Genomic DNA, 20,936 nt, shown 5'->3' with positions numbered 1-20,936 from the left:
TCCCTCGGTGGTTCTCGCGTTCGACGTCAACAGCGCCTCTGCTGTCACGTAGAGACAACCGTCGTTCACGGAGCGCCACCGGACGTACGCGCGGACCTTCCGCCGGACTTTTTCTCAGCCGCCGGACTTTTCGAGTCCAGCACGGCGGCTACGGTCGACGAGAGCAGACACCTTCGGGGAGGCCAGGGGTGGATGAAACGCTGACGCCGTTCGCACGTGCCTGCATAGAGCGTGGATGGGCCAAACCGGCGACGTTCATCCCGGCCTTCGAGGCGACCGCCGAATTAGTCGGGGAACAGGTGACCGTCACCGATCGCCAGTTCCGGCGGTGGCGGCAGCCGAATCCACCCAGGCCACACCCCCCGGCCTGGCGGGTGCTGCACGCGATGTTCGGCATGAACCCCGCTGACCTCGGCTTCCCGGGGCCAGGGCCAAGCACGACGGCGGACGCACCTCAAACACCGCCGAAAGAGGTGAACGTGGACCGCAGGACCTTCGTCGCCGACTCCGTCGGCCTCGCCGCCGGCCTGGCGGTGGGACCTCGGGAGAGCACCGGGATCCCGGATGCCGTGGGGACCGCTCACCTTCTCGAACTCCGCGAGGGCCTGCGGTCGCTGTACACGCTCGATGACGCATACGGAGGCGGCGACGTCCGGTCCCTTGCCGTCCGCCACCTCCGGCGTGTGCGCCGGATCATCAACACCAGCAGCTATCCGGACACCATCGGCCGCCAACTCCAGCTCCTCGCGGGCGAAACGGCCGAGCACTGTGCCTGGCTGTACTACGACGCCGACGAACAGGACACCGCCCGCCGCTACTGGGGCGAGGCCCTGACCACCGCGACCATGCTCCACGACGCAGGCCTTCAGGTCCTGGTCCTCGTCTCACTGAGCATGCAGGCCAGCTACGAAGGACGGCCCCGCGACGGCTACGACCTGGCGCGCGCCGCCCACTCGCTGGCCGTCCCCTTCGGCTCCCCGGTACTGCTGTCCCTGATCTCCGCCCGCGAGGCCCGCGCCCTGGCCCTCATGAAGGACCAGAGCAGCGCACGCAAGCGACTCGCCGACTCCATGCGCATGGTGGACCGCTTCGACCGCGGACACCCTGCCCCGGACTGGGCCGCCTTCCACGGGCACGCCGAACTCGACTACGCCCAGGGCCTGCTGTACTCCGACACCGGGCATCACAAGGCCGCGGTGCCCTTCCTGCGGGCAGCGCTCGCCCACCAAGACCGGTCGTACGGGCGCAATCGAGCCCTGTACCGGATGACCCTCGCCCGCAGTCTGGTCCAGGCCGGCGAAGTCGACGAGGGCGCGGCCGAAGCGGTCGGCAGCCTCACCCACCTCGAAGAGGTGGAGTCCGGCCGCGTGAACCGCCGGGTGGCCGAGGTGCGGGACCTCCTTCGAAGCGTCGACGCGGTGAGCGCCCGCGATGCCACCGGTGAGCTGACCGAGTACACCACCCAGCAGAAGGGAGCCGTGTGATGGCCGACCTGACGTACGAGCGGCATGAAGGTCCGGGCGGCGCCCACCAACTCGACGCCTTCCTCCCCGCCTACGAGGAGGTGTACGCCGAGCCGCCGTACTGCGAGGGCCCGGGCGACGTCGCCGAGTTCATCGACCACTACCAGGTGCACGCCCAGCGGCCCGGCTTCCGTCTCGTACTGGCCCGCGACGGAGACGAGGTCATCGGCTTCACGTACGGCTACTACCTCGCCCCTGACACCCACTGGTGGAAGAACCTCCAGCGCATCGAGCTGCCGGAGGACTTCACACGCGAGGACGGCTACCGCACGTTCGTCATCATCGAGTTGGCCGTACGGAAGGCGTGGCGGCGGCGCGGCATCGCCGCCGCGCTGCACACGCGGCTCCTCGACGGCCTGGATGTCGAGCGGGTCACGTTGACGATGCGGCCCGAACCGGAGGCCGCGCCGGCGCAGTCCGCCTACGCGGCATGGGGGTACCGGAAGGTCGGCGTGTCCCATCCGTGGGACGAGGCGCCGCTGTACGACTGCATGGTCCGTGATCTCCGCTGAGTCGAAACGCCCACCCCGTGGCGGGCGCGGGCAGCAGACGGCCCCCGAGACGGAACACATGCCGTCTCGGGGGCTGCTCAACTTCAGTCCCCGCCACGGCCGCCCCTACGACACGGCCCGCAACCATTGGGCACGTCGCCCCGAGTGGCCTAAGCCGATCGGCAAGCGGGGCAAGTTCCTGCTGAGGCGGCCGACGGGGGGGCGCCGGTAGCGCGCACACTCCGTCGGCACCAGCTCGCGCCACTACCGATACACCGGCCGCCCCGACACGCGCCCGAGGCCGTGTGCGGACGGGGCTTCTGAGGCCGTTGTGACGTTTGTTAAAGGTCAAGCGCTTCCCTAGTGGGGCTGACGGCCTCACCAAAGTCTTGCGAAAAACTCCCTGGGGGAACCTTGACGAGAAGCACCACGCCGAGACGCATACTCGCCCGCACCCTGGGCGTCGTCACGGCAATGACAGTCGCGCTCACGGCCGCACCGCTGGTGGACACCGCGCAGGCCTATGGCGCGGCGTCGGGAACGCTGAGTTTCAGTGGCGATCCGGGTGAGCCGATTTCTGGCGGCCAGTCGTACGAGTACACGGCTGGAGCGGTCCAGATGTTCGACGTCCAGGCCAGCAGCAACCAGAACGTCCTTGACGTCGCGATCGATGTGGAAGAGGGCACGCTCTGGCGTCTCATCGTCGCCGCCCCCGATGGTCAGAAGCTGACTGAGGGCACCACGTACACCGGGACGAAGCAGTGGCCCTACGCCCAGCCGGAGGATCCGGAACTGGTGTTCGGCGGGAACGTCAACGGAACCGAAAAATGGTGTAGCACCAGCTCTGGCTCCTTCACCATCCAGCACATCGCTTTCGGCCCCTACGGCTACGTCCGCGAGCTCGATGCCACCTTCGAGCAGTACTGCAACGGATCGACGGTGCCTGTGCGCGGTGCGGTTCACGCGGTCATGCCCGAACCTCCGGTCGAACTCGCCATGGGGATGAACGTCGACCCCGAGGGCACGGTGGACGGACCGGATGGCCGGATCACCGTCGGTGGCACCGTGACGTGCAACAAGCCTACGAGCGTCTGGATCGTCGGCCATGTCTTCCAGATCCAGAAGAAGGAGACGCCGAGCGCGACCTATGACACGACCGTGGCCTGCACCCCGGGCGCGCCCGTCCCCTGGTCTGTCAGCCTCACCAGCGGGGAACCCGGCACCTCGTTCCAGCCTGGTACGGCGACGATGCGCAGCAGGGCCCGAGCCGATGACCGGGACTACCCGGTGACCGCCGACACCGGACAGCAGGAGTCGACGATCACGCTTTCCAAGTCCTGACCCGAACAGCCCGAACAGCCGAACAGCAGGTGCCCGGGTCCGCCGAACTCGACGGACCCGGGCACGTTCCTACGGCACCGGCGGCGGCCGCCGCCGGTGGTGGCGGTTAGTGGCTCATCGCACCTGCCGCGCATACGGCGCCACAGTGATCCGGTCGATCAGCGGCGCGTAGCGGGACCGGAGCAGTACGCCCGGGAAGGTGTCCGAGGCGTACGTCGTGCCGTCGAAGTTCGGCAGTTCCTCGGAGCGGAGGGCGATCGTGTTCTGTCCCTTCTTCAGGTGGACCGGGACGGTCAGCTCCCAGAAGTTGTTCTGGTGGAAGCTGTGCGGGAAGCCGACGCGCTGTGCCTCGCCGCCGTTGACGCTGATGTCGGCGTGTCGGGCGAGCGGGTCGGGGTTGTAGTGGGTGGCCTCGGACTGCTCCGGGTTGGAGTAGCGGATGCGCAGCGCGTACAGGCCGCTCCGGTCGGCGGCCACGGTGAAGGTCGCGGTGTTGCCGTTGCCGGGATCGCCGCCGATACCGGTGATCGCCGTGCCGTCGGTGGCCAGGGAGAGCGGGCTGAGCGTGGCCGAGCCCGCCAGCTTGGCGTCCTGCGCCTCGTACGTACGCGCCGGGAGCGCGCCCTCGGTCGGCGTGACCCGGAGGCGGTCGACGAGGGTGGTGGACGAACCTCCGGTCAGCGTCACCTTGTTGACGCCGCCCGAGAGGGACACCGCCGCGCTGCTCGTGCCGCTGCCCAGGCGCCGGACCTCGTGCCCGTTGACGGACAGCCGGGCGCCCGAGCCGGCGAGGGTGTCGACCTTGAGGGTGGCCTCGCGGTCGGCGGGTGAGTAGACCCAGAACGTGGCGGTCTGGCCCTTGGCGAGCCGGGCCGCGCCCGAGCCGGTGGCCGCCTGCTTCGGCAGGTCGTAGACGGGGCGCGCCCCGCCGCCCAGCCAGGCCAGCTCACCCTCGTACACCTGGGTTCCCGCCGAAGCCTCCGGAAGCGAGAGGGTGAGACGGTCGACGATGGCGTCGCCCTTCGTGGCGCGCTTGCCGTCGGCGCTCTTCGCGGCGAGCGTCAGGGTGTGCTTGCCCTTGGTGAGGTGGACCTTGGTGTCGGTGTGGTCCCAGACCACCCACTTGTAGCCGAGCGGCAGGTACAGCTCCTGCTCGCTGTCGGCCTTGCCGTCCACACGCAGGAAGACGTTGGTGGGGCCCTGGTCCTTCACCCTGTCGAAGGTGTTGAGGGAGTTGGCGAAGACGCTCAGGTCGTAGGTGCCGTCCTGCGGTACGTCCACGGTGAAGTCGAGCGTGACGTCCGAGCCGGTGCGCAGGCCGCCCACGTCGTAGCCGCCGGAGGTGTAGAACTTCGACACGTCGCGGGGTGAGCCCTCGGGGCCGTTCTTGGAGTAGCCGGACCCGGTGTGGGCGGCGTCCTCCGCCTCGTACGAGCCCTGCCAGCGCACGGGCGGCGACTGCGTGCCCGTCGCCTTTCCGGCCGGGCTGAGGACGATCTCGTACGCCGACGACTCCTTCAGCGTCGGCAGCGCGCCGTCGCCGAAGTCGACGACGACCGTGCCGTCGTCACCGACCTTCAGGTTCTGTTCCGAGAGCAGTTTCGGGCCGGAGTTGTCGCCCACCTGCCCGCTCCAGTCGATCTCCTTCACCCAGGCGTGTACGCGGTCCCCGAAGAGCTTCTTCGGGACGCCCGCGAAGGTGATGTGGCCCTTGCCCGTGGAGCCGCCGAAGATCAGCCGGGACTGTTTCTTCTTCTCGTCGAGCGTGGCGACGCCCTGCATCGTGTAGTTCTGGCCGGGGAACGGCGGGGTCACCTTCACCGTGTGCCCGCTCATCGAGGCGTACGAGTTCAGCAGCCACCACTGGCCGTTGCCTCGGTTGGACTGCACCGCCGAGTCGGAGAGGTTGCCGTCGATGTTCCAGTACGCGATGTCGGCGTCCACCTTGGACTCCTCGATCGCGGACACCCACTGGATCATCTGGCCGGGGACCGAGGTGTGGTAGTTGAACGCGTACTCGTTGATGTTGATGGGGAGTTGGGTGCCTTCGCGGTCGGTGCCCTTGAAGAGGTCCTTCTCCCATGCCCGGTACTTGGCGACGCTCGCGCGCACCGCCTCCGGGTGGCTCAGCTCGTGCCAGGTGATGACCTCCGGGAGGGTGCCGGCGGCCAGGGCGTGTGTGAGGAAGCCCTTCACCTGGTCGTACAGGACGCTGGTGTTGGGGCCGGCTATGCGGGCGTCGGGCATCTTGCTCTTGATGAGCTTGTAGAAGTCGTCCCAGGCGGCGAAGTAGTCGTCGGGGTCATTCAGCCAGCTGACCTTGTTGTAGCTCCACTCGCCGGTGCCGAACATGTTGCCCTCGGGCTCGTTGAACGGCACGAAGACGATGTTGTCCTGGTACTCCTTCGGCAGCTTCAGGACCTGGTCGACCTGCGCCGCGATCTTCTCCCGGTAGAGCTTGAGCTTCTCCTCGGGGGTGTCGCCCGGCCACTGGTACGGGAAGCCGCGGTGGATGTCGGTCATGTAGATGTACACGTCACCGTCGGTGGAGTCGGCCAGCGGCTTCACCACCTCCAGCGCGTCGGCACCTGGGTGCTGCGGGCCGTCCTGCGCCTTCGTGGAGACCGTGCGCAGGCCCATTCCCTCCATGAGGTTGTTGGTGGGGACGTCCGGTCCGTACACGCCGTAGAGGGTGCCGGAGGCGCCGCCGTGGAAGGCGCCGGTGTCCGAGCCGAGGTCGACGGTGAGCTGGCCCTCGCGGACCACGGTGACGGTCGCCTTCACCGCGCGTCCGGCCGCGGTTCCGGCCATCGTGAACGTCCCGGGCCGCTCGTACTGCTCGGGCGCTACGGCGTCCCAGGTGATCGGCGTGTCACGGTCGTAGCCGTCGGAGTAGGAGGAGCGGACGGCGGCGGGGAGGGAGGGAGCGGTCCCGGTCGTCGTACGGACGTCGAAGGACGTCTTCGAGAGCTGCTGGAGGGCGGGCACGGTCCCCACCGTGCCGGCCACCTGCTCGGGGCTGAGCGCCGAGTGCCACACGGTGAAGTCGTCGATCGCGCCCTTGAGCAGCGGGTCCGGCCAGAAGGACTTGCCGATGTAACCGGCGGCCGTGGCCGAACTGTCCAGCAGTTCCCTGGCCTTGACGTCGGTCGCGGCGGAGGAGACCGCCGCGCCGTCGAGGTAGGTGGTGACCCGGTGGGCGGTGCTGTCGAGGGTGACGGTGACGGTACGCCACTGGTTCGCGGGAAGCTCCGCGTACCCGCTGACCTGTGCTTCCGCGCCCCCTCCGCCGGTGGTCACGGCCGTGCGCAGCACACCGCCGTTGTTCGACGGGGTGGTGAAGAGGTACTTGGTGTTGTTGGTGCCCAGATCGAAGATCCGCTGCCAGGACGACTTGTCGTCGCCCCACTTCACGCGGGCGGAGACCGTCAAGTCGGCCGCGTCGCCGAGGATTTCGCGGGGGAGGCGGACGTACGCGCCGTTGGAGTCGGGTGCCCCGCCGGGTAGCGCGAGCGCCTTGCCTCCGCCCGTGCCCTCGACGGACTGGGCGGTGGAGCCGTTCACCAGGCTCGCCGTCAGACCGTTGCCGGAACTGTCGGTGATCTTCCCGGAGGCGAGGTCGTCCTGGTCGAAGGTGTAACGGGCGGTGGGCTGGGGCGTGTCCGCCGCCTGCGCGGGGACGGCCGGCACGGCCAGCAGGCCCGCGCCGACGGCCAGCGCCACGGCGGCCGGGGCTCTGCGCCGGGCGGTTGCGTCAGGGGATGGCATGGTGACGTCCTTTCAGGAAACTGTCGAACCGGTTCGACAGCGTCCACAGCGGCTCTTGCCGGTTGGCGGGGGCCGACCGGGTGGTCAGGTGTCACGGGTGGTCAGGCGTAACGGGCGGTCAGGCGTAACGGGCGGGTCAGGTGTCACGGGCGGGTCAGGTGTCGCGGAACGCGGCGCGCGGCTGCGCCGGTTCTTCGGTGGTGGCGAGGCGGCACCGCCCTGCGGCGGGACCGCACGGGTTCTCTCAACTCGGCCCAATTGTTCGGCTTTTCGAACGTGGTTCGCAGTGTCGGCGAGACCGTAGGGGCAGGTGGGTATGGTGGTCAAGACTTTGCGTCAGCCTTGGCAACGCGGCGTCCCTCGCCGCAGGAAAAGCGATGGGGGCGGGCGTCGCGCAGGAGCCCGGCAAGGCGCCGCGTGTGTCCGTCGTCGGTGGGTCGGCCCGTGGCTTACCTGTGCGGCGTCGCCGGCGATGAAGACTCGGCTGTCGCGGTAGCGGTCGGCTTGCCGGAAGTTGCGGTGGCACAGGCGGCGGAGCAGTGTGGGCGCGCCTTCGGGCGGCGGGGTCAAGGGCAGACGTACTCCGATGACCCGTTCGGTGCTGTGCTCCATCTCGGCCGGCGTCATCGGCGCGCCCGGCCCCGGGAAATCGCCCGCCTGGTGCTCTTCCCATTCGGCCGTGTTGACGAGCGGGCGCTGCGGGTTGTGCGGGAGGAGGTTAGTGCCCGGGACTCAGTGCTGATGTCCCAGGCGTCGGCTCCCCGCCGAAGAAGACGGGGAGCCTGAAGGCCGTACATACGGCAGGCAGTCGGCAGCGCAGCGCCTACCGCGACGCGACCGCCTCCTCCGTGGTCTTCGGCCGCATCCGCTCCCGGACCAGCGAGACCGCGATCACCAGTGCGGCCACGAGCACGGAGAGCAGCACCTGGCTCCGGCCACCGCCCTCCTTGTCGTCGGTGAGCATGTAGACGAGCACGAACGAGATCATCGCGATCGTCGCCCAGGTCAGATACGGGAACAGCCACATCCGGACGACCAGCTTCTCCGGGTTCTCGCGCAGGATGATGCCCCGCATCCGCAGTTGCGAGAAGCAGATGACCAGCCAGACGAACAGCGCGACCGCGCCCGAGGAGTTCAGCAGGAACTGGAACACCGTGTCCGGCCACAGGTAGTTGAAGCCGACCGCCACGAAGCCGAAGGCGACGGAGGCCAGGATCGCGGGCTGTGGGACACCTCGCGCGTTCGTCCGTACGAAGGACTGCGGGGCGTCGCCGCGCTGCCCGAGGGAGAAGGCCATCCGGGAGGCGGTGTAAAGGCCGGAGTTGAGACAGGACAGTACGGCGGTCAGCACGATGAAGTTCATGATCTCGCCGGCGTGCGGGATGCCGATCGAGTCCAGGGCCGCGACGTACGAGCCCTTCTTCTCGATCGCCGGGTCGTTCCACGGCAGCAGCGCGACGACGACGAGGATCGAGCCGACGTAGAAGATGCCGACCCGCCAGATCACGCTCCTGGTGGCCTTGGCGACCGCGCGCTGCGCGTCCGCGGACTCACCGGCGGCGAGGGTGACGATCTCGCTGCCCATGAAGGAGAAGACGACCAGCAGGATGCCGGTGAGGATCGCTCCGGGCCCGTTCGGCAGGAAGCCGCCGTGTTCGGTGAGGTTGCCGAAGCCCGTCGCGGCGTTGTCGGAGCCGGGCAGCACTCCGAAGATCGCCAGGACGCCGAGGAGGATGAAGCCCGCGATGGCGACGACCTTTATGCCGGCGAACCAGAACTCGAACTCGCCGAAGGAGCCGACCGAAACGAGGTTGGTGGCGGTGAGGACCGTCATCACGATCAGCGCCCAGGCCCACTGCGGTACGGCCGGCACCCACCCTTCCAGGATCACGGCACCCGCGGTCGCCTCCACGGCGAGCACGACGACCCAGAAGAACCAGTACAGCCAGCCGATCGAGAACCCGGCCCAGCGGCCCAGCGCGCGGTCCGCGTAGGCGGAGAAGGAGCCGGAGGTCGGGTTGGCCGCGGCCATCTCGCCGAGCATCCGCATCACGAAGACGACCAGGGCGCCGACCAGCGCGTACGACAGCAGGATGCCGGGCCCGGCGGCGGCGATACCGGAGGCGGAGCCCACGAAGAGGCCGGCGCCGATCACGCCGCCGATGGCGATCATGGACAGATGGCGGTTCTTGAGACCGGCCTGGAGACCTGCCTGCTGCTCCGGAGGCTGACCACTGGTGGGCGGAGCGGTGTCAGAGGCCAGAGAGTCAGGGGGACGTGTAGTCATGTCGACATCCATTGGGTGGTTGGGGAGTGCCGTGCGGGGGCGTGGTTGCCCGGATCGCCTCGGTGGCGGGGGAAGAGCGGGCCGGGCATGCGCGGGAGGTGCGGTCAGGGCACTGCCGATTCCCGGAAGCGTCTCCTCGTGGGAGGTGGGTCACATCACTTGCGGAAATGGATTTGCGCAAGCGTATGGGGGGTCACGGGGCTACGTGTTTGTGAAAGCTGAACAAACTCGCCCTCGATGGCTGTACGACCGGCCAATGCGGAACCGGGGTCGACCGGTCGGGGGCAGCCGCGAACCGGGATCAGCCGCTGGGCGGCAGCCGCAGCTGGAGCATGGCCAGCAGACGCTGGTCGGGCCGGCTCAGGTCGAGACCGGTCAGCTCCTCGGCCCGGCGCATGCGGTAGCGCAGCGTGTTGGGGTGCACATGCAACTGGGCGGCGGCCGCCCGTACGTCACCGAAGCAGTTCAGGTACGTCAGCAGGGACTCGGCCAGGCGGCCCTGGTGCCGGCTGTCGTGCTCGACGAGGGCGGTCAGCCGTGGGTCCCGTATCTCGGGATGGGCGGAAAGCAGCGTGAGTACTTCGCTGACCAGCACTTCCGCCTGGATGTCCGGCAGCGCGGCGACCGCGGTGGACACGTCCGCCCCCGCCATGGCGTCGAGGATGCGGTCGGCCTCCCGGCGTGACTCGGGGACGTCCCCGAGTCCGGGCACCACGCAACCGACCGAGCCGCGCAGCGGCAGGCCCAGGTGGCGGCGTACGGCGTCGGTGATCTCCTGGCCCCAGCCGCGCATCGTGTCTATGTCGATGCTGCGGGGCAGTTGGGGCAGGAGCACGTAGATACGGGGATCGACCTGGGTGACCAGTGCGCTGCGGTGCCGGGCGGCGATGTGCACGGAGACCAGGTTGGTGACCTCGGTGTGGGTCAGCTCGGGCGCGGCGACGGTTTCCGGCGTCCCGTACACCTCTGTGTTCCCGTACGAGAAGCCCAGGACGGCGGCCGGGCGGGTCGCGTCGAATCCGAGGTGGGTGGCCAGCGGCTGCGGCCCGGTGCTCCCCTCCAGCAGGCCGGCCAGCAGGGTCCGGGTGAGCGTCAGGTCCTCCGAGAGCTCCCGGCGGCGGCGCACCAGGTGCAGCGCGGCGACCCGGGCGGCACCCAGCAGCGCCTGGTCCGAGCGTTCGGACAGCGGCGTCGAGCCCTCCTGCACCCAGATGGTCCCCAGTTGCCGGTCCCCGGACCGGATGGCCACCGCGAGCCGGCGGCGGATGCCCAGCTCGGGGTGGCTGTCGATGCTGATCACCTCGTCGCTGGAGTGCAGGTGCTGGAACACGCCCCACTCGCGCAGCTTCGCCAGATACGCCTCCGGTCCCTGCCAGCCGAGGATGGAGCGCCGCCGCAGGTCGTCGATCTCGTCGGAGTCGGTGGAGCGGGAGTAGGCCAGCACCCGGTTGGCGGCGTCCTCGATGCTGACGATGCCGCTGGTGAGGATGGCGGTGGTCTGGGCGAGCGAGAACAGGTCGCCTTCCTCGGCCCCTTCGCCGGCGTGGCCCGGCGGTGCGTCGTCGAGGGCGGCGCGGGCCAGCGCGTTCACCTGTTCCCAGCGTGCCTCGCTGCGCAACGACAGCAGGGCGACCCCGGCCTCGGCGGCGGTCTCGCTGAGGGCCTCGGCCTGGCCGGGACCGTCCAGTTTGACCACGACGGCGGCGGCCCCGTCCCGCCCGGCGGCCCGCAGCGCGGGATGGGCGGCTCGGCCACGGGCCCCGATGACGAGCACCAGCTCGCCCGGCTGGGCGGTCGGCGGGTCCTCGGGGTCGAGCAGGGAGACGCCGCGGATCTCGACGTCCAGCCCGGCGGGAGCGGTCTGCACCTCCACCAGGGAATCGCCCAGGGCCATCAGCAACTGGCGCAGGCCGATGTTTGCTGGGGGTGGAGGTACCGCGGCCGGTTCCATGATCTTCGCCTCTGCTGGGAGCCACGCCGGAGCCACGATGCTATCCGGGCGTAGCCGAAGCGCCGCGAGGGCATCTCTGTGGGAGTGTCCGGTGGATTTTCGCATGTGCCGATCTGGGCCCAGGCTCCGGTCCTGGTCGGGGTCTTTCTCACTTTCGGATTGGGTGGACTGCTCACGCGCTCCTGGGTTCGCCGGCGGTTCGACGGAGATCCCGAACACAACGAGCGCGTCAACAAGGTGACCGACGAGGCGTCCGGTGCCCCGGTGGGCGGGGTCGCGGTCAGCATCAGCGGCCACGCCTCCGGCTTCCCCGGCGCCGACTTCTCCGCCGTGACCGCGACGGACGGCACCACCTGGACCACCGCCGCCGAGGGCCACTTCGGCCCCGCCGACACCGGCCGGGAGAACGCCGTGCCCCTCAAGGCCGGCACGGGCGAGAACGTCCGGTACGTCCGCCTGGTGATGCTCGGCAACCAGGCCGTCGACAACGGCGTGGACTGCGCGAAGAACCCGGGTCCCTCGGGCTGCGAGTACCTGGACGCGACCGAGCTCGTCGTCCACGGCACTCCCCGCCAGGGCTGACGGGCGCGGTACCTGACATCCGAGGGCGGCATCCCGGCTACGGGACGCCGCCCTCGGGCGTTCCCGGTGCCGCGAAGGCCTCCACGATCATGTGCCCGGTCCGGCGCTCCACGCGGAGCACGGCGCGGGCCGCCGCGAGGATCTCCTCGTCCGTCTCCACCCCGGAAGCCGTCAGCACCTGAAGCAGCCGGGTCCGCCACACGTCGGGGTCCGTCTCGTACGCGTCCAGCACCCGTACGCCGTAACCGCCGCACCCGCTGTTGCCGCCGCCCCCGGCCAACCGCCGTCGGACCGCCTCTCTCAGCGCGGCGCAGAGGTCGTGGACGGCTCCGCGCCCGGTGTTCGTGAGTCCGGCCGCCGCCCCTGTGGCCAACGCGGTGGTCACCAACTCCACTTCGGTCACTGGGACCCCTCCCCTCAGTTGTGCGGGTTGTGCGATGTCGTCTCCGTCACCATGGCCGGGGGTGCTGCAATGCTGATGAAATTCCGGTGATGTACGGGAGCGGAGGCTTCTCGGTGGACGGGGGAACTCCTCAGCGGCTTCGGATGGCGTTACTCGGACCGCTGAGGGCCTGGCGTGACGGAACGCCGCTGGACCTGGGGCCGGTTCGGCGACAGGCCGTTCTCGCCGCGCTGGTGCTGCGTGCGGACACGCGGGTGAGCCATGAGCAGTTGCTCGACGATCTGTGGGACGGACGGCCGCCGGGGTCGGGCCACAAGGTTCTGCCGAGCCACATCCACCCCCTGCGCAAGGCACTCGACGTGGCGGGCGCCGGGCCGGCGGAGTCGGTGATCCGCAGCGGCAAGGGCTGGTACAGCTTCGTCGGCCACGGGGTCCGGCTCGATGTGACCGAGCTGGACGAACGGGCCGGCGAGGCACGGCACGCCAAGGTCTCCGGCGACGCGACCACCGCGATGGACCGGTTCTCCGAGGCGCTCGCCCTGTTTCGTGGCGAGCCCCTGACCGGCCTGCCGGGACACCGCGCACAGGCGGAGCGGCGGCGGCTGCTGGAGCGCCGGCTCTCGCTCCGGCTGGAGAGACTCGAGTGTCTGGTTCTGCTCGGCCGGCCCGCCGACACGCTGGACGAGCTCGCCGCGCTGTCCGCGTCCGATCCCCTCGACGAGTCGGTGCTGGCGCTTAGGATGCGCGCTCTGTACGGCAGTGGACGCCAGGCGGAAGCCCTGAACTCCTATCAGGACATGCGGGGACGCCTGCGCGAGGAGCTCGGCATCGATCCCGGCGAAGACCTCCGCCGGACGTACGACGCGGTGCTGCACCAGGACGACGAACGTCTCCTCGGTCCGGCCGCGGCGCGCTCCGCCGCTCTTCCCGGTGCGGCTCATGAGGATTCCCGGTCCGGGCCCCGCCGCACGGTCAACGATCTGCCGGGCGACGCGGGCCACTTGATCGGACGGGAGGCCGAACTGGCGCAACTGATCGCGCCGTCGCCGGCCGGATCCGTCTCGATCATGACGGTGGACGGTACGGCCGGGGTCGGCAAGACCGCGCTCGTCGTACGCGCGGCCCGTGAACTCAGCGCCCAGTACCCGGACGGCTGCCTGTTCGTGGACCTGCGCGCCCACAGCACGCAGCGGCGGCAGACGCCGGAGCGGGCGCTGCAGCGACTGCTGCGGTCGCTCGGCGCGGCCAAGGGTGAGTTACCGAGCGACCTCGAGGAACTCACCGCCGTCTGGCGCGCGGCGACCAGCCCGCTACGGCTGCTCCTCGTACTGGACGACGCCCTGGACGCCGACCAGATACGGCCGCTGCTGCCCGCGGGAGCGGGAAGCAGGGTGCTGGTGGCCGGCCGGCGACGACTGGCCGAACTGGACGCCGACCGGCGGGTCACCCTCGAGACCCTGAACAGCGGGGACGCGGTGTCCCTGCTCACGCACATCATCGGAGACGAGCGGGCGAGCAGGGAGCAGGAGGCGACGCGGCGGCTGGTCGGGCTGTGCGACGGGCTGCCGCTGGCGCTGCGCATCGCGGGGTCGCGGCTGCAGAACCGCGACACCTGGACGGTGGAGTACCTGGTAAGCCGCATGGCGGGCGACGACGAGCACCGGCTCGGCGAACTGAGTGTCGGGGACCGCAGCGTGGAGACGGCCTTCCAGCTGTCGTACGACCAACTCGCGCCCGAGCAGCAGCGCGGGTTCCGTGCCCTGGGTCTGGCACCGACGGTCGAGTTCGACGTGCTGACGTCGGCGACCATGCTCGACCGGCCGCCCCGCGACACCGAGCGGATCCTGGAAAGCCTGGTCGACACGAGTCTGGTGCAGGAGCCGCGTCCGGGCCGCTACCGGCTGCACGATCTGGTGCGGGTGCACGCACGACGCCTCGCGGAGGCCATGCCCGCCGAAGCCGCCGCCGCACGCACCGCCGTACTCCGGCTCTACCTGGACGCGGCCCGGACGACCAGCGACTGGGGCTCCGCCGGTTTTCCCACCGGACCCCAGCCCACCGAAGCACCGTTCGCTCACTGGCAGGACGCGGAGACCTGGCTGGACGCCGCCGGTGGAGAGCTCGCCGACGTCGTCGGGTACGCCGCGGCGGTGGGCGAAGCCGACTACGCCTGCTGGATCGCCGAGTCGCTGACCGACTACTTCGTACGGCAGGGCCGCTACCACGAGAGCCAGACAGCTCTGGAGATCGCACTCGCGCACGTGGACGAGGCCACCGACCGGCGGATGCCCACCACACTGCGGAACTGCCTGGCCTACACCGCCGTATACCAACGCCAGTACAGGCCGGCCCGCGCCTTCGTCACCGAGGCACTGGACCTCAGCCGACGCCGCACCGACCCGTTCGAAGAGGCCCGGGCTCTCGCCCTGCTGGGGGCTGTCGACCTGAGCGTGGGCGAGGGCGACGGGGCGATCACCCGTGCCACCGCTGCGGTGGACCTGTCCCGGCGGCTGCGCAACGACTGGCTCGCCTCGATGGCACTCGTCATCCTCGGCCTCGCCCACCAGTTCGCGGGACGGAACGAGGAGGCGCTGGCCTGCTTCGCCTTCGCCCAGACCCACGCCGAGACGGACGGCAGACCGCGCGTACTCGGCAGGACCTTGACCTGCGCCGCCGACGCCCACCTCCTCCTCGGCCACCATCGCGAGGCCAAGATCCGGTTCCGTCAGGCGGTCGAGCTGGGTGAGCAGGTCGGGGACATCTTCCTCTGCGCGCGCAGCCTGACCCGGCTCGGCACGGCAGAGCGAGGCGAGGGAGACCCGACCGCGGCCATAGCCCTCCACCGCCAAGCCTTCCTTCAGCACCAGTTGCTGAATCCGCTCACCGACCCCAGCTACGACTGGCTCGAGATGGACATCCGTTCCCGCCTGGGCCGCGCCTACCTGGCGACGGGCCGCGTCCGCGAGGCGCGCGAGCAGTTCCAGGCCGTGCTCGACGTGCACGGCGCCCGTGCGCACCGCGCCGGCCAGAAGCTGACACCCAAGGGCATCACGTAGGGCGTACCAGATGTTGCCGCGGGGATCAGCGGAAGTGACGCTGAGCGCGATGCACCGGATCCCAGCGAGCGCGGACGGAACCGCCCAGGTCGCGGTGCGTGAGGAGAGCGTGCGATGCGGATGATGATGAAGGCTCGGATGGACACCCAGATGTCGAATCGGGTGACGAAGGGCGGGGCGATGCCCGACTCGGTGAAGTCGGCCATCGAGCGGCTGAAGCCGGAGGCCGCCTACTTCACGCCTGAGGGCGGGCGCTCCATGATCCTCGTGTTCGACATGAAGGACAGCTCCGAGTTGCCCGCCATCGCCGATCCGTTCTTCCAGGAGATGGGCGCCGAGGTCACGTTCGAGCCGGTCATGAACCTGGACGAACTGCAGAGGGGCCTTGCCGCCCTGCGGTAGCAGAGCCCGCGGCAGCGGGGCCGAGGTTTACTGGCGTGTCTGCTGTTCAGAATCGCGATCTGGCGGAACACGGTCAATCACGCCAACCGAATCAAGCCACGGCCGCCTCGGCTGCTGCCCGTCGGTGCCGGGCGCACACTGGAAGCAGGAGGCCATGCATGCAGAAGCCCATGCATCGTGAGCCGAACGTGGAGGTGAGCCATGAGCACCCTCGAAAAGCACGTCGACGTCGGAGTTCCGATCGCCGAGGCCTGGGACAGCCTTCACCGGATGGAGGACTACCCACGCTTCGTGGAAGGCGTACGCGACGCCCGTACGGAGGCGGGGCGCCGAGCGCACCTGGACGTCGAGACCGGCGGCCGGGCCCGGGAGATCGAGGCCGAGGTCTCCGACCACGAGGGGGGACGCGTGATGGAGTGGCACACCACGGGCGCCCCGGAGCTGACGGGTTCCTTCTCGCTGCAGCCGCTCGACCAGAACCACACCCGGGTCCAGGCACGACTCGAGTACGACCCCGACACGATCAGGGAAGCGTTCGGCGGGCCGAAGGGGTTCGCCCAGGCAAACGCGATCGAACGGCTCGTCGGCAGCGATCTGGAGCATTTCAGGGAGTACCTGGAACAAGGGCGGTGAGTGGTAGGGAGGCGGTAGGTGAGGTGCGGGGGGGCGCTGCCTCCGTACCGCCACGGCACGGGATCGTTCCCGTCATGCTTTCACGACCGACTTGATAGGCAAGTGAGGACTTGCCTATTCTGCAGTCGTGGCCGACGACCTTTTCAAAGCCTTGGCCGACCCCACCCGCCGCACCATCCTCGACGAGCTCACGGAGAAGTCCGGACAGACACTGTTCGAGATCTGCTCGCGACTGAGCACGAAGCACCAGCTCGGCATCTCGCGCCAGGCGGTCTCCCAGCACCTCGCCGTGCTCGAGGCCGCCGGGCTCGTCGAGACCAGGCGAGAGGGCCGCTACAAGTTCCACGACCTGAACACAGCCCCACTGCGGCGGATCACCGAGCGATGGCCCGTGCCCGACACATCCGGACCAGAGAAGAGCACCCCATGAAGATCCACCTGACCAGCGTCTTCGTCGACGACCAGGCCAAGGCCGAGCACTTCTACACCGAGATCCTCGGCTTCGTGAAGAAGCACGACGTCCCGGTGGGCGAGAAGGACCGGTGGCTGACCGTCGTCTCGCCCGACGAGCCCGACGGCACCGAACTCCTCCTCGAACCCGCCGGCCACCCGGCCGTCAAGACCTACCGCGACGCGCTCATCCAGGACGGCATCCCACTCGCCCAGTTCGCCGTCGACGACGTGAAGGCGGAGTACGAGCGCCTGCGCGGTCTCGGCGTCCGCTTCACCCAGGAGCCCTTGGAGATGGGCCCGGTCACCACCGCCGTCTTCGACGACACCTGCGGCAACCTGATCCAGATCGCGACCAAGCCGCAGTAGGCAGTTGCCCGCGTGCGCGCTCGGCCGCTGCGGCGACCGGGGCCTCGCCCTGGAATTCGCCGGCGGCGTGGGCATGACTGCGGAGTTCCTCGAAACCCTCTTCCACTGGTTCGAGGACAGCGAGCTGGCATCTCCCGCCACTGGCCCCCGCTGCGGAACTTCCAGATGACGACCTCGAACTGCCTGCGCAGGTGGTGCGGGCAGGGGCCGGACCGGCCGATGGGCACAAACGGCTCGACCAACTCCCACTCACTGTCACTCAGTTCGCGTCGCGTCACCGCGGCGTTCTACCAGCCCCGCCGGCCCGCGCCCGCCAGAAGGTGAGGTTGCGGCGGGTGAACCGGGTGAGCAGGTGCTCAGACCCCAACGCCTCCACGCAACCGTCCAGGATCTGCTCCAGCTCCGCCACCGCACCCGCCGCGTTGCCGCCCAGCCCGCGCCAGCAGGCCGCGATGCGGCGGATCGACAGCGTGCCCTCCGCGTCCCTCGGCGCCGTGTGCTCGCTCAACAGGGATTCCCACAAGCCCGCCATCGCGCCGGCCTCGTTGTGGAAATGTTGAGAGCTGATGATGTCCTTCATCTGCGACAGAAGGTACTCACCGGATCCCCATTCCCGCTCGTACTCGTCCATCACCTGCCAGTAGGCGCGGTGCCGATGGTGCTCGAGCAGCTCACGGATTCTCTTGAAGTCCTTGTCGTCGGGTGAGAACACGCGGTTCGCGTAGTTCATCGTGAGTTCCAGCTCGGCCAGCGCACCCACTTCGTCGCCGAGTTTGCTGTAGGTGGCGGCGAGGTTTCGCCGCACCGCCAACGTCTCGCGATGGTCCGCGCCGTACACCCTCGTGAAATCCGCGAGCACTTCTTCCATCTCTGTCGCGGCTTCGGCCGTGTCGCCGCGCTTGAAGCGGACGACCGCGAGGTTGTGCCGGGTGAGCAGAGTCTCCCCGCTGTTACGGCCGAGCACCCGCTTCTGGTCCTCGATCAACTCGTGCAGGACCTTGTCGAGACCCGATGTGTCGTCCTGGGAAAGGCGCAGCTCGGCGAGCATCTGTCGGGTGTACAGCGTGCGGACGTGGTCGAACCCCAACGCCCGCCGCTGGTCCTTCAGCACCTTCTTGAGGTCGCTCATCCCGCCGTCGACGTTGCCCGACATCACCCGCAGGTAACCGAGGAGGTAGCGGGTGAACAGCGTGTCCTGGTCGTTGCGGCCCAGCACGCGCCGCTGGTCGGCGAGCACGTTCTCGAGTTCGGCTGCGTTACCGCGATCGCCCGGTGTGGCCAAGGCGTGGGCGAACGCCACCTGGCTGCGGGTGGCCAGGGTTTCCCGGTGGCGGGGGCCCAGCGTCCGGGTCTGTTCCGCCAGCAGTTCCTGGAGCTCGGTGGCGTCACCGCGCACGATCAAGCTGCGCACGGTCACGAGGTGGCCGTGGATGCTCCGGGTTTCGTGGTGGTCTTCGCCCAGTCGGCTGTGCGCCATGCCGTGCAGGTACTCGAAGTAGACAGCGGCGGGGCCGAGCAGGCCGGCGTCCTTGAGCGCCGTTCCGGCTCGGATCAGCACCGGGTGCCCGCCGTTGAGCCAGAATTGTCCGTCGGCCCAGCCACGCAGGGCCATCGCGGCCGCGAAGAACACCTGGCTGCCCACGGGGTCGCTGCGCGCGCCCGGCCACGCTTCCACCAGGGCGTCGCCTGCCGCGCGCTCACCCATGTCGGGCCGGTCCGGCCGCGGCGAGACCCAGTCGTTCGGCGTGTTCCTGGCCCGCTCGTCGAGGACGGCGATCTGTTGGTACTCCAGGAGGACGCGTCGCATCCAGGGGTCCAGCCGGAGCATCCGATGCGCGTCGATCGTGGCGAGGCCCAAGCCGTGCGCCTGGGCCAGCGCGCTTCGGACGTCGTTCGCGTCGACGGTTCTGCCCTGGCCGGCAGTGAGGTGCCGCGTGACGGCCGAGGTCCCGAAGAACGCCAGGGGAATGGCGCCGCCGTCCACCAGCGAGGCCAGGTCCAGCACCGGACGGGTCAGCCCGCTCGCGAGGTCGAGCAACAACGAACACGCGGCCACCACGGGGATGTGGAATGCGAAGCCGGGCCGCAGCGGCATGTAGGTACGCGCGAGCCACTCGTGCCGAGGGGCGACCTGCTCGTAGCGAGCCGACCACAGGCGATGGTATTCGGCGTACGTCGTGTCACGGCTCGCCACGTAGTTCGCGGCGTGCGCCAGCAAGAGGGGGAATCGTCCCAGCTCACTCGCGAGTTCCGCCGCGCCTACGGTCCGATGGGGACTTCCGTCTTGCCGTTCGTGCAGGTACTCCACGGCTTCCTGGTCGTCGAACCCACCGACGAACGCCACGTGCACGTCCTCGCCGAACGCATCGACGTCCTTGAGGCTGGTGGTCACCACGGTCCGCCCGTGCCGGGGCGGCCACAGGTCACGCAGGTCGTCCACCGTGGACAGATCGTCGAACACGATCAGCCACCGTCGGGGTGTCTCGGTCAACCAGGTCAGGAAGCGTTCGACCGCTTCGTCGCCTGCGGCTTCTTCGTTCAGCGCCTTGGCGGCAGCGAGGTAGCCGAGCCGGATCGCGTCCCGCGAGCCGGCGGTGATCCACACCAGCAGGTCGAGCTCACCGGCGTCCCACAGCCGCTCGGCGTGCCGGGCGGCCAGCTGGGTCTTCCCCGCACCGCTGTACCCGACCAGCACCACGGCCCCACCGGCGTCCAGGTCCGCCGCGACGGCCCGCTCCCGGAAGCATTCAGCCGCCGGCGGCACCGCTCCGACCCGCTTGGGCCAGCTCTCCTCCGGCCGCAACGGCGGTGGCGCCGTGAACTGCTGGTGAACGGTGACGATGATGTCGCGGCCGGCTTCGATGTCGCGAAACCCCAGTGAGGGTGCGGCGAACGGGGCCGGACCGGCCGCTGTCAAGGGTGGGCGGGGGAATCACCTCCGTCGACCTGGATGCCCTCGATGACGATGCCGCCCCGCGTCCTCACGCGATCGAGGTCGACGCCGGTCGCGTCGCCGCGAACCTTCACGTTGACGATCCTGATGAGCTCGGCATCGACGTCGTTCAGGTCGACACCGACCGCCCTCGCAGCGGCCGCATCGTGCTCACGCACGGCTTTGACCACCTCGTGCGCCGCCCCGAGTACCTCGGCGTCCTCGCCGACGCCAGCGTCGGCGAGATCCTCCCGCAACGACTCCTGCTTGGCTTCCGAGTCGGGTCGCCGTTCCACCGCGCCGACCTCGACCCCGTGCCGCTGCACGATCAGGTTCTTCAATCCCAGGTACGCATCGCGCACGGCCGACTGCGCCTGCTCCTTCAGCCCGGCCGTCGCACCGGCCACCACCGCCGCGACGACAAGCGACACAGGATCCATTGCTCGGACCGCCCCCTCCGTTACTCCGACACTCGAAAACCTATACCCGATTGCCACCACGCTTCCCAGCACCTTCGACGCGCAGTGATCTGTGACACCCGTCAGCGCCGGCTCAGCGGCGTCAGGGCCAGGGAGCGCGAACTGAATGACGCAGATTCACCAGAGGCACCCGGGCACCCTAGCTACGAGCGGGGCTCCCGTCCCGGTTCCTGCAGGGCGGGGACCCTCCCCGGTGTGCGGTGGTAGGACTGGGGCTGCGATCAGCACTGCGGACAGCAGCCAGAGTGCGGGCCAGAACGAGGGGCCGC

At 69.5% G+C, this 20,936-nt stretch carries 15 protein-coding genes and 1 pseudogene; 9 read left to right on the top strand and 7 right to left on the bottom strand.

Annotated elements, in window-relative coordinates:
- Nucleotides 1-479: 479 nt before the first annotated feature.
- From CLM62_RS09150 to CLM62_RS09140, 3 genes are all read left to right on the top strand, one after another.
- A complete protein-coding gene (locus tag CLM62_RS09150; protein ID WP_257003753.1) occupies nt 480-1,484 on the top strand; it encodes a hypothetical protein in 1,005 nt (334 codons plus the stop codon).
- A complete protein-coding gene (locus CLM62_RS09145) occupies nt 1,484-2,035 on the top strand; it encodes a GNAT family N-acetyltransferase (protein ID WP_095749351.1) in 552 nt (183 codons plus the stop codon). The genes CLM62_RS09150 and CLM62_RS09145 overlap by 1 nt, the downstream gene beginning before the upstream one ends.
- A 483-nt stretch (nt 2,036-2,518) precedes the next feature.
- Complete coding sequence (locus CLM62_RS09140) at nt 2,519-3,355, top strand: hypothetical protein (protein WP_257003752.1); 837 nt, start codon at nt 2,519-2,521, stop codon at nt 3,353-3,355.
- 114 nt (nt 3,356-3,469) lie between these two features.
- Here CLM62_RS09140 and CLM62_RS09135 read toward each other — a convergent pair whose 3' ends face one another.
- The 3 genes from CLM62_RS09135 to CLM62_RS09125 form a co-directional block, all read right to left on the bottom strand.
- Nucleotides 3,470-7,123: a LamG-like jellyroll fold domain-containing protein gene (locus CLM62_RS09135; RefSeq protein WP_095749350.1), complete on the bottom strand. Its 3,654-nt coding sequence runs from the start codon at nt 7,121-7,123 to the stop codon at nt 3,470-3,472.
- A gap of 823 nt (nt 7,124-7,946) precedes the next feature.
- A complete protein-coding gene (locus CLM62_RS09130) occupies nt 7,947-9,410 on the bottom strand; it encodes an amino acid permease (RefSeq protein WP_095749349.1) in 1,464 nt (487 codons plus the stop codon).
- A 301-nt stretch (nt 9,411-9,711) separates the two neighbouring features.
- The gene (locus CLM62_RS09125; RefSeq protein WP_257003751.1) at nt 9,712-11,361 is read right to left on the bottom strand and encodes a helix-turn-helix domain-containing protein; all 1,650 of its coding nucleotides are present in this window, start codon (nt 11,359-11,361) and stop codon (nt 9,712-9,714) included.
- A gap of 159 nt (nt 11,362-11,520) precedes the next feature.
- Between CLM62_RS09125 and CLM62_RS49895 the strand changes: the two genes are divergently transcribed.
- On the top strand, nt 11,521-11,943 hold the full coding sequence (locus tag CLM62_RS49895; protein WP_179382019.1) for a hypothetical protein: 423 nt from the start codon (nt 11,521-11,523) through the stop codon (nt 11,941-11,943).
- 37 nt (nt 11,944-11,980) lie between these two features.
- On the opposite strand, the gene CLM62_RS09115 is transcribed toward CLM62_RS49895, so the two are convergent.
- Nucleotides 11,981-12,346, bottom strand: coding sequence for a hypothetical protein (locus tag CLM62_RS09115; protein WP_095749347.1), 366 nt, complete (start codon nt 12,344-12,346; stop codon nt 11,981-11,983).
- A gap of 143 nt (nt 12,347-12,489) precedes the next feature.
- On the opposite strand from CLM62_RS09115, the gene CLM62_RS09110 reads away from it, so the two are divergent.
- From CLM62_RS09110 to CLM62_RS09090, 5 genes are all read left to right on the top strand, one after another.
- Complete coding sequence (locus CLM62_RS09110) at nt 12,490-15,402, top strand: BTAD domain-containing putative transcriptional regulator (RefSeq protein WP_095749346.1); 2,913 nt, start codon at nt 12,490-12,492, stop codon at nt 15,400-15,402.
- 114 nt (nt 15,403-15,516) lie between these two features.
- Nucleotides 15,517-15,804: a DUF3303 family protein gene (locus CLM62_RS09105; protein ID WP_095749345.1), complete on the top strand. Its 288-nt coding sequence runs from the start codon at nt 15,517-15,519 to the stop codon at nt 15,802-15,804.
- Between the two features lie 201 nt (nt 15,805-16,005).
- A complete protein-coding gene (locus tag CLM62_RS09100; RefSeq protein ID WP_095749344.1) occupies nt 16,006-16,437 on the top strand; it encodes an SRPBCC family protein in 432 nt (143 codons plus the stop codon).
- A gap of 127 nt (nt 16,438-16,564) precedes the next feature.
- Complete coding sequence (locus tag CLM62_RS09095; RefSeq protein ID WP_095749343.1) at nt 16,565-16,867, top strand: helix-turn-helix transcriptional regulator; 303 nt, start codon at nt 16,565-16,567, stop codon at nt 16,865-16,867.
- Nucleotides 16,864-17,256: a VOC family protein gene (locus CLM62_RS09090; RefSeq protein WP_095749342.1), complete on the top strand. Its 393-nt coding sequence runs from the start codon at nt 16,864-16,866 to the stop codon at nt 17,254-17,256. The genes CLM62_RS09095 and CLM62_RS09090 overlap by 4 nt, the downstream gene beginning before the upstream one ends.
- A gap of 119 nt (nt 17,257-17,375) precedes the next feature.
- On the opposite strand, the pseudogene CLM62_RS51300 reads toward CLM62_RS09090, so the two are convergent.
- The 3 genes and pseudogenes from CLM62_RS51300 to CLM62_RS09075 all read right to left on the bottom strand — a co-directional run.
- A pseudogene (locus tag CLM62_RS51300) lies at nt 17,376-17,534 on the bottom strand (transposase); the annotation flags it as partial.
- A complete protein-coding gene (locus CLM62_RS09080; RefSeq protein WP_095749340.1) occupies nt 17,531-20,173 on the bottom strand; it encodes a tetratricopeptide repeat protein in 2,643 nt (880 codons plus the stop codon). The gene CLM62_RS09080 and the pseudogene CLM62_RS51300, both read right to left, overlap by 4 nt.
- On the bottom strand, nt 20,170-20,628 hold the full coding sequence (locus tag CLM62_RS09075; RefSeq protein ID WP_095749339.1) for a hypothetical protein: 459 nt from the start codon (nt 20,626-20,628) through the stop codon (nt 20,170-20,172). The genes CLM62_RS09080 and CLM62_RS09075 overlap by 4 nt, the downstream gene beginning before the upstream one ends.
- Nucleotides 20,629-20,936 lie beyond the last annotated feature (308 nt).

The sequence above is a fragment of the Streptomyces sp. SA15 genome, assembly GCF_002291145.1.
Lineage (GTDB): Bacteria > Actinomycetota > Actinomycetes > Streptomycetales > Streptomycetaceae > Streptomyces.
The sequence above is the reverse complement of the archived record's forward strand: the minus strand, read 5'-3'. Positions and strand labels throughout refer to the sequence as shown.

Bases quoted from the DNA above. Each gene is read 5' to 3' on its own strand.
- CLM62_RS09145 (WP_095749351.1), top strand. From the start codon at position 1,484: ATGGCCGACCTGACGTACGAGCGGCATGAAGGTCCGGGCGGCGCCCAC.
- CLM62_RS09135 (WP_095749350.1), bottom strand. From the start codon at position 7,123: ATGCCATCCCCTGACGCAACCGCCCGGCGCAGAGCCCCGGCCGCCGTG.
- CLM62_RS09130 (WP_095749349.1), bottom strand. From the start codon at position 9,410: ATGACTACACGTCCCCCTGACTCTCTGGCCTCTGACACCGCTCCGCCC.
- CLM62_RS09125 (WP_257003751.1), bottom strand. From the start codon at position 11,361: ATGGAACCGGCCGCGGTACCTCCACCCCCAGCAAACATCGGCCTGCGC.
- CLM62_RS09110 (WP_095749346.1), top strand. From the start codon at position 12,490: ATGGCGTTACTCGGACCGCTGAGGGCCTGGCGTGACGGAACGCCGCTG.
- CLM62_RS09105 (WP_095749345.1), top strand. From the start codon at position 15,517: ATGCGGATGATGATGAAGGCTCGGATGGACACCCAGATGTCGAATCGG.
- CLM62_RS09100 (WP_095749344.1), top strand. From the start codon at position 16,006: ATGAGCACCCTCGAAAAGCACGTCGACGTCGGAGTTCCGATCGCCGAG.
- CLM62_RS09090 (WP_095749342.1), top strand. From the start codon at position 16,864: ATGAAGATCCACCTGACCAGCGTCTTCGTCGACGACCAGGCCAAGGCC.
- CLM62_RS09075 (WP_095749339.1), bottom strand. From the start codon at position 20,628: ATGGATCCTGTGTCGCTTGTCGTCGCGGCGGTGGTGGCCGGTGCGACG.